We start from the raw sequence: 12,806 nt of genomic DNA, 5'->3' as shown, positions 1-12,806 counted from the left end.
CGCCGGACGCCTAGGCTCGGCAGCGTGCGCAGCCGGCTGGTGGTCCTGGCGCTCGCTGCGGTCCTGGGGGCCGGCGGCGGGGTGGCCGCGGGCGTCCTCGACCGGCCCGACGAGCCGGGCCGGGCCGGCACGAACGACGCCGCCCGCACGCCCCGCGGCGACGACCCGCTCCGCCTCGGCGTCGAGCACGTCGACCTCGGCTGCACCGGCCAGGCCGTCCTCGTGGTCGCCACCGGCGACACCCCGACCGCGCTGCGCGGGGCGGTGGCCGACCACGGCGACGCGGTGCGGTACCTCCGCACGGCCGACTCCTGCGAGACCCGGTGGACCGCCGACGAGGACGGCGCCACGCCGACCTGGGCGGCGTACCTCGGCCCCCACGACGACCTCGTCGAGCCCTGCACCGACCGGATGACGCTCGACCACAAGGGCGACGTGCTCACCGTGCTGACCGCCGGCACGACCGACCTGGTGCGCTGCGTGTGCGTGCTGCCGACGGCCGGCATGCCCGAGCTGCGGCTGGGGATGGCGGTCGACCCCGAGCTCGGGATCTGGATCCGCGCGCTCCAGGGGATGCTCGTCGACATCGACCCGGCGCGGTTCGCCGAGGAGCAGGTGACCGGCCGCTACGACGAGGCGACGGCCGCCCGGATGGAGCCGCTGCAGGCCTTCCACGACATCGAGCCCGGCAGCCCCGTCGACGAGTCGTCGTGGCGCGCGGTGCGCGACCGGGTCTGCGGGTCCTACGACTTCTGACCCACGAGGTCCGCGACCCCGCGGCCCCGACCGGCTCACAGCAGGTGGTCGATCCCCTGGCCGTCGGCGAGCAGGTCGAGCGCCCGGGCTGCGCGGAGGGCGGCGTCGTACGCCGTGTCGTCGTCGGTGGCGAGCGGGTCCTCCTCGACCGGGTCGGCCCGGGCGTGCAGCCGGGCGAGCAGGTCCTCGCGCGGCAGCCCCCGCAGCTGCAGCAGCACGAACGGGTCGCCGTCGACCAGCCACCCGACCTGGGTCAGCACCGCCAGCGCGTGCACGCACGGGTCGGTCCACGACTCGCAGGTGCACGTCGCGCCCAGCTCGCCGCCGTAGGGCAGCAGCTCCGCGCCCGCGTCCTCCGCGTGCTCGACCAGCGTGTGCGGCAGGTCGCCGGCCATCAGCGCCGCCACCCGCCCGGCCTCGGCCGCGACGGTCTCGACGAACGCGTCCCGCGCGGCGTCGTCGAGCACCGGCACCGTGCCCGACGTGGTCCACAGGCCTCCGTCGTCCTCGACGGCCGCGACGAACGACCCGCGGTCGACGATGATCCCGCCGATGCGGCCCGAGCGGGCCAGGCGCCGGGCGGCGACCAGGTCGGCCTCGTCGTACGCCGCCTCCTCGACCGCCCGCAACCAGGCCCGCCCCCACCAGGTCGCCGCGCGGGCCCCGCCCCGCCGGGCCGGCAGCCGGGGGTGGACGACGCGGCTCGGCGTGCCGGTCCGCCCGCCGGCCTCGGTCACGGTCACGCCTCCGGCCGCAGGGTGACCAGGTCGCGCAGCTCGTCGTCGGAGAGCTCGGTCAGCGCGGCCTCCCCGCCGGCGAGGACCGAGTCGGCCAGCGCGCGCTTGCGGGTGAGCAGCTCGGCGACCCGCTCCTCGATGGTGCCGCGGGTGGTCATCCGGTGCACCTGCACCGGCTTGGTCTGCCCGATCCGGTAAGCCCGGTCGGTCGCCTGCTCCTCCACCGCGGGGTTCCACCAGCGGTCGAGGTGGATGACGTGGTCGGCGCGGGTGAGGTTGAGCCCGGTGCCGCCGGCCTTGAGGGAGAGGAGGAAGACCGGCACCGACCCCGGGTCGTCCGGCCCGGCCTGGAAGCGGGCCACCATCGCCTCGCGCTCGCGCACCGGCGTGCCGCCGTGGAGCAGCTGGTGACCGACGCCGAGCCGGGTCAGGTGCGCCTCGACCAGACGGGCCATGGCGACGTACTGGGTGAACACCAGCGCCGCCCCGCCCTCGGCGACCACGGTGGCGAGCAGCTCCTCGAGCAGGTCGAGCTTCTGCGACCGGCCGGACAGTCGGGCCGCCCCGGACTGCTTGAGGAACTGCGCGGGGTGGTTGCAGATCTGCTTGAGCCCGGTGAGCAGCGCCAGCACCAGCCCGCGGCGGGTGTCGGTGTCGGCGCGCTCGATGCGCTCCATCGTGTCGCGGACGAACGCCTCGTAGAGCACGGTCTGCTCGCGGGTCAGCCGCAGCGGGTGGTCGGTCTCGGTCTTCGCCGGCAGCTCGGGCGCGATGCCGGTGTCGGACTTGCGGCGGCGCAGCAGGAACGGCTCCACCAGGTCGGCGAACTGCCGCGCCTTGGTGGGCTCCAGCCCGGACTCGATCGGCGCGGCCCACACCTTGCGGAAGGCGTTGCGGCTCCCGAGCAGGCCCGGGGTGGCCCAGTCGAGCACCGACCAGAGCTCGGTGAGGTCGTTCTCGATCGGGGTCCCGGTCAGCGCCACCCGCGCCCGGGACGGGATCGTGCGCAGCGCGCGGGCGGTGGCGGTGCGGGCGTTCTTGACGTGCTGGGCCTCGTCGGCGACCACGAGGTCCCAGCCGACGTCCGCGAGGGCGGCGGCGTCGCGGCGGGCAGTCCCGTAGGTCGTCAGCACGAAGCCCGCGTCGGTGCCGGGCAGCCCGTCCTCCAGGCCGGCGAGGTCGCGGCCCGAGCCGTGGAAGCGGCGCACCGGCGTGCCGGGCGCGAACCGCGCGACCTCCGCCTCCCAGTTGCCGAGCAGGCTGGTCGGGCAGACCACCAGCGTGGGGCCGGTCGCGCCGCCCTCGCGGCGGTGGAGGTGCAACGCGATGAGCGTGATCGTCTTGCCCAGGCCCATGTCGTCGGCCAGGCAGGCGCCGAGCCCGAGCGAGGTCAGCTCAGCGAGCCAGGTCAGCCCGTGGCGCTGGTAGTCGCGCAGGTCGGCCCGCAGCGCCGCGGGCTGCTCGACCGGCTCGCGGGTCGCTGCGGTCCGCAGCTGCTCGCGCACCCGCTCGAGGCTGGCGCCGACGACGACCTGCTCCTCGGCGTCCTCGACCCGGACCGTGCCGGTGAGCGCGGCGGCCACCGCCTGCGCCGGGGTGGCGGTGCGCACCAGCCGCTTGCGAGCGCGCCGCGCCACGGCGGGGTCGACGACGGTCCAGCTGCCGCGGAGCTTCAGCACCGGCGAGGCGGCGCTCGCGAGCTGGTCCATCTCCTCCTCGGTGAGCGGCTCGCCGTGCAGCGCGACCTGCCAGCGGAAGGCGAAGAGGTCCTCGGTGCCGAGCACCGGCTTGTCCAGCGGCGCCTCGCGCACCCCGCCCGCGCCGGGGGCGGTGCCGCCGGCCGGGGCGCTGTCGAGCACCGTGCGGGTGGTGAGGTCGCGGCCCAGGCTGCGGGGCCACAGGACGTCGATCCCGCGCTCGCGCAGCGCCCCGACCCCGTGCTCGAGCAGGCCGACGATCTCGTCGGTGTCGAGGGTGAGCTGGTCGGGGACGCGCAGCTCGAGCATCCGCTCCAGCACCGGCCAGGCGTCCGCGGCCCCGCGGAGCGCGATCGTGGCGTGCGTGCGCGCCCGGTCGCCGAAGCCGTGGCTCGCGTCCGGGCCGGTCTCGGTCCACAGCAGGGCCGCGTCGCAGACGTGCAGCGGGTCCTGCTCGTCGTGGACCTGGAGCACCACCCGCACCGCCCCGGCGACCAGCTCCTCCTCGTCGGCCTCGACCCGCAGCGAGAGCCCCACCAGCTGCGGCAGCCCCCCGGCCCGGCTCGCCCGGGTGCGGTGCCGGTCGATCCGCGCCTGCAGCCGGGCGGCGAACGCCGGGTCGGCCGGGCGGGGAACGGCGGGCCGCTGCGGAGCGGCGGGCGTGGCGCGGCGACGGCCTGTCGTCGGGCCGGGCGCGGTGCGGGGCACGGCGTCGGCGACCGCGTCGAGCACCTGTCGCACGAGCGCCTGCGCGGCCGCGACGTCCACGCCGTCGTACGCCCGCGAGTGCGCGAGCATCTCCACCCGGTCGGCGTCGGAGGCGTCCAGCGCCGCGATCCGCCACGACGGCGGCCCGTCACCGTCGGCCGGCTCCAGCCGCCCGGCGGCCACCAGCCGCAGCCCCAGCAGCGCGGCCCCGGAGAGCAGCCCCACGCTCGGGTGCAGGTCGTCGCGGGCGTGCGCCTTGGTGAGCACCGGCAGCGCCGCGCGGACCGGCAGGCTGACCGTCCGCCGGTCGTCGCTGAACTCCACCACGCCCTCGCGCGGCGGCTCCCCGGCGCGGAAGGTGGCCGGTCCGGTGACGGGCACGAAGCTCACCTGCAGGACCGTAACCGCTGGTGCCGACAGGCCCGGTACGGTCGCGGCATGAGCATCCTCGACCTGCCGATCAGCCGCCTCGACGGGACGCCCGCGACCCTCGGCGAGATCACCGGCGGCAAGCCGGCGCTGCTGGTCAACGTCGCCAGCAAGTGCGGCCTGACCCCGCAGTACGCCGGCCTCGAGGCGCTCCACGAGGAGCTCGCCGGCTCCGGGTTCACCGTCGTCGGGGTGCCGTGCAACCAGTTCATGGGCCAGGAGCCCGGCACGGCCGAGGAGATCGAGGAGTTCTGCTCCGCGACCTACGGCGTCACCTTCCCGATGACCGAGAAGATCGAGGTCAACGGCGAGGGCCGGCACCCGATCTACGACCAGCTCGTCCGCACGCCCGACGAGAAGGGCGAGGCCGGCGACGTGCAGTGGAACTTCGAGAAGTTCCTCGTCGACGGCACCGGCCACGTCGTCGCCCGCTTCCGCCCCGGCGTGGAGCCCGACGACGCCATGCTCCGCGACGCCGCCCGGGCGCTCGCCTCCAGCGCCGGCTGACCTGCACCGGCCGGGTGACCAAGCCCACGGTCGTCGGGGGGCTCGCGGACAGGACGCCTGCTCCGCCCCGCCCCTAACCTTCCGCGGTGAGCACCGACCTCTCCACCACCCCGCCCGGCACGCCCGGCGCCCCTGGCACCCCTGGCGCCTCCGACAAGCTCGACCGCGAGGTCCTCGTCGTGGCCGGCGTCGTCGTGCTCGGCGCGATCATGTCGATCCTCGACATCACCGTCGTCTCGGTGGCGCTGGAGACCTTCCAGCGCGAGTTCGACGCGACGACCGCCCAGGTCGCCTGGACCATGACGGCGTACACCCTGGCCCTGGCCAGCGTCATCCCGCTGACCGGCTGGGCCTCGGACCGCTTCGGCACCAAGCGGCTCTACCTGATCGCGATCGTGCTCTTCGCCGCCGGCTCCGCGCTCTGCGCCGCCGCGACGTCGCTGGAGATGCTGGTCGCCTTCCGCGTGCTGCAGGGCCTCGGCGGCGGCATGCTCGTGCCGCTGGGCATGACGATCCTGACCCGTGCCGCCGGCCCGGAGCGGATCGGCCGCGTCATGGCCGTCATGGGCATCCCGATGCTGCTCGGGCCGATCTTCGGCCCCATCATCGGCGGCGCGCTGATCGAGAACGCCAGCTGGCACTGGATCTTCCTCATCAACGTCCCGATCGGTGCCGCCGCGATCGTGTACGCCGCCAAGGTGCTGCCGAAGGACTCCGTCGAGCCGTCGGAGACCTTCGACTGGCTCGGCATGGTGCTGCTCTCCCCCGGCCTCGCTGCCTTCCTGTACGGCGTCTCGACCATCCCCGAGACCGGCACCGTCCTGGACGCCGAGGTGCTCCTGCCGGCGATCATCGGCCTGCTGCTGATCGTCGCGTTCGTGCCGTGGGCGCTCGCCCGCTCCAACAAGCACCCGCTCGTCGATCTGCGCCTGTTCACCAACGGCACGATGACCGTCGCCGTCATCGCGATGTCGCTCTTCGCGATCGCGTTCTTCGGCGCCAGCCTGCTCTTCCCGCTCTACTTCCAGCAGGTCCGCGACGAGGGCGCGCTCTCCGCCGGCCTGCTGCTCGCCCCGCAGGGCGTCGGCGCCATGCTCGTCATGCCGGTCGCCGGCGTGCTGTCGGACCGGATCGGCCCCGGCAAGATCGTCCTCGCCGGCATCGCGGTGATCACCATCGGCATGGGCATGTTCGCCACGCTCGACGCCACCACGTCCTACACGTTCCTCATGGGCGCGCTCTTCGTCATGGGCCTGGGCATGGGCGCCACGATGATGCCGATCATGTCCGCGGCGCTGCAGACGCTGCGCGGCCACACCGTCGCCCGCGGCTCGACCCTGCTCAACATCGTCCAGCAGGTCGCCGCCTCGATCGGCACCGCGATCTTCTCGGTGCTGCTCACCAACGGCGTCAAGAACGACGTCCGTCCCTCGAAGGACCCCGTCCAGGTGCTCGACGACCTGGCCGGCGTCTTCAGCAGCACCTTCTGGGTCGCGGCGGTCATGGTGGCCGTCGTGCTCGTGCCGGCGTTCTTCCTGCCGCGCAAGCCCCCCGCCGAGCCGGTCGACCAGACCGCGCTCATGGGGCACTGACCCGCTCCGCACCCACCCTCGTGCTGTCCAGCGTGCGCTCCGGCGCACGCTGGGCAGCACGAGGCGGTTTCCGGGCCGGACCAGCGGCCGGCCCGGAGCGTTCCTCGGGTCAGCCGGTGACGGCGAGGACGAGCGGCAGCACCTCGGCCGCTCCGGCCCCGCGCAGCGCCCGGGCCGCGAGGGTCAGGCTCCAGCCGGTGTCGGTGCGGTCGTCGACGAGCAGCACGCGCGCACCGTCGGGGACGTCGGCGTGCAGGGCGGAGCGGCGGCCCACCGCGGCGACCCGCTGGGCGGAGTTCATCGCGCCCTGGCCCGGCGCGACGTCGGGGTCGACGACCGCCCAGGTGCCGACCACCGGGATCCCGAGGTAGCGGGACAGCCCGGCGGCCAGGTCGCTGGTCAGCGTCGGCCGGGTCGCGGACTCGGCGTGGACGATCACGTCGACCCCCGGGCGCCACTCCTGCAGCACCTCGACGACCGCGCGCACGAGCGGCACCGGCACCGGCCCGTCGGGCGTGCCGGGTGCGAACAGCTCGCGCAGCGCCTGCCCGTGGCCGAGGTCGGTCAGCCGGGCGACCGCGCGCCCCTCGGAGGCACCGTCCTTGATCTTGCCCTTGAGGTCGATGCCGAGGTTGGCCAGCGCGGTCGGCCACATCTTGCGCGGCTCCACGACGACGCCGGGACGCGACAGCCGGGCCCCGGCCTCCTCGAGCGCGGCCGACGAGACGTCCTCGGACAGGCTCAGCCCGCCGCAGTTGTCGCAGCGACCGCAGTCGGCCGCCTCGGGGTCGTCGAGCTGGTCGCGCAGGAACCGCATCCGGCACCGGTCGGTCGCGATGTAGTCGAGCATCGCCTGCTGCTCGCGCTCGCGCGCCTCGGTCACCCGGCGGTAGCGCTCCTCGTCGTAGCTCCACTCCCGGCCCGTCGACTCCCACCCGCCGCGGACCCGGCGCACGGCGCCGTCCACGTCGAGCACCTTGAGCATCGTCTCCAGCCGGGTGCGGTTGAGCTCGACCATCGTCTCGAGCGCGGCCGTGCTCATCGGCCGCCCCTCCTCGGCCAGCACCGCGAGGGTCTGGCGCACCAACTCCTCGCGGGGGAAGGCGAGCGAGGCGAAGTAGTTCCAGATGTCGCGGTCCTCGGTGGCCGGCAGCAGGACCACGACGGCCTCGTCGGTGCCGCGGCCGGCACGGCCGACCTGCTGGTAGTAGGCGACCGGTGAGGCCGGCGCGCCCATGTTGACCACGAAGCCCAGCGTCGCGTCGAAGCCCATGCCCAGCGCGCTCGTCGCGACGAGCGCCTTGACCCGCCCGGCGGCGAGGTCCTGCTCGAGGGCCTGGCGCTCGGTGGTGTCGGTCTGGCCGGAGTACGCCGCGACGTCGTGGGCCCGGGAACGGAGGTAGTCCGCGATCTCCTGGGTCGCGGCGACGGTGAGGCAGTAGACGATGCCGGACCCGGGCTGCTCGGCGAGGTGGTCGGCGAGCCAGGCCAGCCGCTGCTCGGCCGTCCGCAGCCGGACCACCCCCAACCGCAGCGACTCGCGGTCCAGCGAGCCCCGGAGCACCAGCACCTGCTGGCCCAGCGGGCCGAGCTGCTCGGCCACGTCGGCGGTGACCCGCTCGTTGGCGGTCGCGGTCGTCGCGAGCACCGGGATGCCGTCGGGCAGCTCGGCCAGCAGCGTGCGGATCCGCCGGTAGTCGGGCCGGAAGTCGTGGCCCCAGTCGGAGATGCAGTGCGCTTCGTCGACCACGAGCAGGCCGCAGGTCGCCGCGAGCTTCGGCAGCACCTCGTCGCGGAAGCCGGGGTTGTTGAGGCGCTCGGGGCTGACCAGCAGCACGTCGACCTCGCCGTCGCGGATGGCCTGGTGGGTCGGCTCCCAGTCCTCGATGTTGGTGGAGTTGATCGTCACCGCCCGGATGCCGGCCCGCTCGGCCGCGGCGATCTGGTTGCGCATCAGGGCCAGCAGCGGGGAGACGATCACGGTCGGCCCGGCGCCCTGGCCGCGCAGGAGCAGGGTGGCCACGAAGTAGACCGCCGACTTGCCCCAGCCGGTGCGCTGCACGACGAGCGCGCGCCGGCGATCGACGGCCAGCGCCTCGATCGCCGACCACTGGTCCTCGCGCAGGGCCGCGTCGTCCCGTCCGACCAGGGCCCGCAGGTGCTCCTCGGCCTGCCGGCGTACGTCGGTCGCGCTCGCGGGCGAGGTCGGGGCGGCGGGAGAGCTCATGCCGACCTGTCTACCAGCGGGCGGGGACGGTCGACGGGCGCCCTCCACAGGTCACGCCGCCGGCCCGCCGGCCGGCGGCGCCGATGCGGCCATCGGCAACGCCTGCCACCCCGCGAGACGCGCGACGCACCGCTGCGAGGCGACACCTTCTATGGTTAGTCGCGTTGTTCAGTGGACAAACCATGCACAGGCGTGTCCACAGGTGTGCATCCTCGGAACGGAGTCTCGGCATGGCAATCAGCACGAGCGCGACCCACGCGCCCCCGGCCTCCCAGCAGGGGGGTGCCGCCGACCCGCGCCGCGTCGCGATGGCCTCGGCCGTCGGCGCGACCATCGAGTGGTACGACTTCTTCCTCTACGGCACGGCCGCCGGCCTGGTCTTCGACAAGCTCTACTTCAACGGGCTCGACGGCCCCGCGGCGCAGTTCGCGGCGTTCGGCACGTTCGCCGTCGGCTTCCTGGCCCGCCCGGTCGGCGGGGTCGTCTTCGGGCACTTCGGCGACCGGATCGGTCGCAAGACCATGCTCATCTGGACGCTCATGATCATGGGGGTCGGCACTGCCGTGATCGGCCTGCTGCCGACGTACGACCAGATCGGCGTCTGGGCGCCCGTCCTGCTCGTCGTGCTGCGGGTGCTGCAGGGCATCGGGGTCGGTGGTGAGTACGGCGGCGCGGTGCTGCTGGCGGTGGAGTTCGCGCCCGCGCGGCGCCGCGGGTTCTTCGGCAGCTTCGCCCACATCGGGGTGCCCGGCGGCCTGTTCCTGGCCAGCGGCGCGTTCGCGATCGCCTCGCAGCTGCCCGACGAGGCGTTCCTCGCCTGGGGCTGGCGAGCGTGCTTCCTGCTCAGCATCGTGCTGCTCGCGATCGGCGCGTGGATCCGCCTGAGCGTCATGGAGACGCCGTCGTTCCAGCGCGTGCAGGAGGACAAGCAGGTCTCCGCGATGCCGGTGACCGAGCTCTTCGCCCGGCAGGGCCGCACGCTGTTCCTCGGCATGGGCACGCGGTTCATCGAGGGGTTCACGTTCAACCTGTTCTCGGTCTACCTGCTCGCCTACGCCGTCGACGAGGTCGGCGTCAGCAAGTCCACGGCGCTGAACTGCATCATGGTCGGCGCCCTGCTCGGCGTCGCGCTGGTGCTGGTCTCCGGTCGGCTCAGCGACCGCGTGGGCCGCCGCCCGGTGTTCGCCTCCGGCGCGGCCTTCGCGCTGGTCTTCGCCTTCCCGGCGGCGTGGATGATCCAGACCGGGTCGACGCTCGGCGTCCTCTGCACCTTCGTCGGCGGGCTCGGCGTCATCTACGGCTGGGTCTACGGCCCGCTCGCGGCGTTCTGGAGCGAGCTGTTCGACACCCGCTACCGCTACTCCGCGCTCAGCACGCTCTACCAGGTCTCCGGCGTCCTGGCCTCCGGCATGACCCCGCTCATCGCCGCCTGGCTGGTCACGAAGGGCGACGGCACGCTGTGGCTGGTCGCGACCTACAACGTCGTCGTCGCCGCGATCAGCCTGGTCTGCGCCCGGTTCCTGCCGGAGACCCGCGGCCGCGACCTCACCGAGGACCTCGCCCCCGTCGCGCAGCCCGCCCCCGCGCGGGTCGAGGAGCCGGTGGGGGTCTGACCGGCGATCCGGTGGGACTCGACCGACGAAACTCGCGCTCGACCGATGAAGGTTCGTCGGTCAAGCGCGAGTTCTCCCGGTCAAGTCGACGGATCCTCCGGTTGACCGGTGAATCCGTCCCTCCCCCGGACCGGCCGGACCGGACCGGACCGGACAGGTTCAGCGGACGGGGATCACCAGATCCGGACGCGCTTGTCGGGATCGAGCCAGAGCCCGTCGCCCTCGGCGGTGCCGAACACCTCGTGGAACTCGTCGAGGTTGCGCACGATGTTGGCCCGGAACTCCGGCGGGCTGTGCGGGTCGATGGTGAGGTACTGCTGCTCCTGCTGCTTGCGGCGCTTGGTGCGCCACACGTAGGCCCAGTTGAGGAACAGCCGCTTGCGGTCCTCCTCCGAGGCCGACCCGCCCTCAGAGATGAGGTAGGCCTTGTGGGCGATGGTCAGCCCGCCGAGGTCGCCGATGTTCTCGCCGACGGTGAGCGAGCCGTTGACGTGTTCACCCGGGAGGCTGCGCGGCTCGAACCCGTCGTACTGCTCGACGAGCGCCTTGGACTTGACCTCGAAGGCCGCCTTGTCGTCGGCGGTCCACCAGTCGTTGAGGTTGCCCTCGCCGTCGTACTGCGCGCCCTGGTCGTCGAAGCCGTGCCCGATCTCGTGGCCGATGACCGCGCCGATGCCGCCGTAGTTCTCCGCCGCGTGGGCCTCGGGGCTGAAGAACGGCTTCTGCAGGATGCCGGCGGGGAAGCAGATCTCGTTGGTGCCGGGGTTGTAGTAGGCGTTGACCGTCTGCGGCAGCATGAACCACTCGTCGCGGTCGACCGGCGCGCCGATCTTCGCCAGCTGCCGGTCGGTCTCGAACGCCGCCGCCGACGCGACGTTGCCGAGCAGGTCGTCGGCGGTCACGTGGAGCGCGGAGTAGTCGCGGAACTTCTCCGGGTAGCCGATCTTGGGCCGGAAGGTCGCGAGCTTCTCGTAGGCCCGCTCCTTGGTCTCCTCGGTCATCCAGTCCAGCGTGGAGATCGACTCGCGGTAGGCCGCGAGCAGGTTGGCGACCAGGTCGTCCATGAGCGCCTTGGAGGTCGGCGGGAAGTGCCGCGCGACGTACTCCTTGCCGACCGCCTCGCCGATCGCGCCCTCGACGAACGCCACCCCGCGCTTCCACCGCGCCCGCAGCTCGGGGGTGCCGTTGAGGGTGCGGCCGTAGAAGTCGAAGTTGGTCTCGACGAAGTCGTCGGTGAGGTACGCCGCCGACGACCGCAGCACGTGGCTGAGCATCCACGGGCGCCACGCGTCGATCGGCACCTCGTCGAGGACGGTGGAGAGATGGCCGAGGTACGACGGCTGGCGCACGCACGCCTCGGCGAGAGTCTCGTCGGTACCGCCCAGGTTGGTGACGTAGGCGTCCCAGTCGAACGCCGGGCACAGCGCCTTGATGTCGTCCAGCGTCAGCAGGTTGTAGGTCTTCTGCACGTCGCGGGTCGCGGCCCGCTCCCAGTGGCCGGCCGCGAGGCGGGTGTCGATCTCGAGCACGGTGCGCGCGGCGGCCGCGGGGTGCGGGTGGTCGGCGAGGGTGAAGAGCCGTTCGAGGTAGGCGACGTACGCGTCGCGGATCTCGGCGAACTTCTCCTCGCGGTAGTACGACTCGTCGGGCAGCCCGAGCCCGCCCTGCACCAGATGCATGAGGTAGCGGTCGGAGCGGCGGTCGTCGGTGTCGACGTACGACCCGAACAGGCCGTGGCCGCCGACGCGCTCGAACTCGCCCAGGAACGCCGCGAGGTCGCGCACGTCGCGCAGCCCCTCCACCGCGTCCAGCAGCGGGCGGATCGGGCGGGTGCCGCGCCGGTCGATCGCCTCGGTGTCCATGAAGGAGGCGTAGAGGTCGCCGACCTTGCGGGCGTCGTCGGTCATCGTGGCGGGGTCGCCGGCGGCCAGCCCCTCGATGATCTCCTTGACGTGCGCCTCGGCGGCGTCGGCCAGCTGGACGAACGGCCCCCAGCTCGACCGGTCGTCGGGGATGTCGGTCTCCTCCAGCCAGCGCCCGTTGACGTGTCCGAACAGGTCGTCCTGCGGACGGATGTCGGGGTCCATGCCCGGGCGGGCGTCATCCAGGATCGTCACGGGACGACACTAACCGCCGCGACCCACTGCGCCCGGCCGCGCAGCACCGCTACGTTCGGCGCCATGAGCAACCCGATCCGCGTCGTCGCGACCCTGCCCGTCCAGCCCGACCAGGCCGACGCCGCCCGCACCGCCCTGGCCGCCCTCGCCGCCGCCTCGCTCGCGAACGACGAGGGGTGCGTGCAGTACGACGCCTTCGAGTCCGCCACCGCCCCCGGCACGTTCATCACCATCGAGGCGTGGGAGTCCCAGGCCGCCATCGACGCCCACATGGCCGCCCCGCACGTCGCCGAGGCCTTCGGCGTGCTCGGCCCGATCCTCGCCGGCGAGGTCGGGCTGCACCCGCTCCGCGCGGTCTGAGCGCGGTCTGAGCGCGGGCGGCGAGCCGGCTTGTAACGCGACGTTCGCCGCGGTGTAGGCACG

General features: G+C 73.6%; 9 protein-coding genes. 5 read left to right on the top strand and 4 right to left on the bottom strand.

Annotated features, from left to right (window positions below; genetic code table 11):
• The first annotated feature begins 24 nt into the window (after positions 1-24).
• Complete coding sequence (locus tag QWY29_RS07840) at positions 25-756, top strand: hypothetical protein (RefSeq protein ID WP_300960158.1); 732 nt, start codon at positions 25-27, stop codon at positions 754-756.
• A 35-nt stretch (positions 757-791) separates the two neighbouring features.
• On the opposite strand, the gene QWY29_RS07835 is transcribed toward QWY29_RS07840, so the two are convergent.
• Both QWY29_RS07835 and QWY29_RS07830 read right to left on the bottom strand, forming a co-directional pair.
• Positions 792-1,499 (bottom strand): SWIM zinc finger family protein, encoded by a 708-nt coding sequence (locus tag QWY29_RS07835; RefSeq protein ID WP_300960157.1) that lies wholly within the window; start codon positions 1,497-1,499, stop codon positions 792-794.
• Positions 1,496-4,288, bottom strand: coding sequence for a DEAD/DEAH box helicase (locus QWY29_RS07830; RefSeq protein ID WP_300960156.1), 2,793 nt, complete (start codon positions 4,286-4,288; stop codon positions 1,496-1,498). The genes QWY29_RS07835 and QWY29_RS07830 overlap by 4 nt, the downstream gene beginning before the upstream one ends.
• A gap of 48 nt (positions 4,289-4,336) precedes the next feature.
• Here QWY29_RS07830 and QWY29_RS07825 point away from each other — a divergent pair, with 48 nt between their 5' ends.
• Together QWY29_RS07825 and QWY29_RS07820 are read left to right on the top strand one after the other, a co-directional pair.
• The gene (locus tag QWY29_RS07825; protein ID WP_300960155.1) at positions 4,337-4,834 is read left to right on the top strand and encodes a glutathione peroxidase; all 498 of its coding nucleotides are present in this window, start codon (positions 4,337-4,339) and stop codon (positions 4,832-4,834) included.
• Positions 4,835-4,920: 86 nt separating this feature from the next.
• Positions 4,921-6,426, top strand: coding sequence for a DHA2 family efflux MFS transporter permease subunit (locus tag QWY29_RS07820; RefSeq protein WP_300960154.1), 1,506 nt, complete (start codon positions 4,921-4,923; stop codon positions 6,424-6,426).
• A gap of 109 nt (positions 6,427-6,535) precedes the next feature.
• Here QWY29_RS07820 and QWY29_RS07815 read toward each other — a convergent pair whose 3' ends face one another.
• Positions 6,536-8,653 carry a RecQ family ATP-dependent DNA helicase gene (locus QWY29_RS07815; protein WP_300960153.1) on the bottom strand — a complete coding sequence of 706 codons (2,118 nt, stop codon included), beginning with the start codon at positions 8,651-8,653 and terminating at the stop codon, positions 6,536-6,538.
• Positions 8,654-8,883: 230 nt separating this feature from the next.
• On the opposite strand from QWY29_RS07815, the gene QWY29_RS07810 reads away from it, so the two are divergent.
• Positions 8,884-10,266, top strand: a complete 1,383-nt coding sequence (locus tag QWY29_RS07810; protein WP_300960152.1) for an MFS transporter — start codon at positions 8,884-8,886, stop codon at positions 10,264-10,266.
• A gap of 173 nt (positions 10,267-10,439) precedes the next feature.
• Here QWY29_RS07810 and QWY29_RS07805 read toward each other — a convergent pair whose 3' ends face one another.
• On the bottom strand, positions 10,440-12,383 hold the full coding sequence (locus tag QWY29_RS07805) for a M13 family metallopeptidase (protein ID WP_300960151.1): 1,944 nt from the start codon (positions 12,381-12,383) through the stop codon (positions 10,440-10,442).
• 63 nt (positions 12,384-12,446) lie between these two features.
• Here QWY29_RS07805 and QWY29_RS07800 point away from each other — a divergent pair, with 63 nt between their 5' ends.
• On the top strand, positions 12,447-12,743 hold the full coding sequence (locus QWY29_RS07800) for a putative quinol monooxygenase (RefSeq protein ID WP_300960150.1): 297 nt from the start codon (positions 12,447-12,449) through the stop codon (positions 12,741-12,743).
• Positions 12,744-12,806 lie beyond the last annotated feature (63 nt).

The organism is Nocardioides abyssi, assembly GCF_030412915.1.
Lineage (GTDB): Bacteria > Actinomycetota > Actinomycetes > Propionibacteriales > Nocardioidaceae > Nocardioides > Nocardioides abyssi.
Note: the sequence above shows the minus strand (reverse complement) of the source record. Positions and strands in the feature narration are given on the sequence as shown.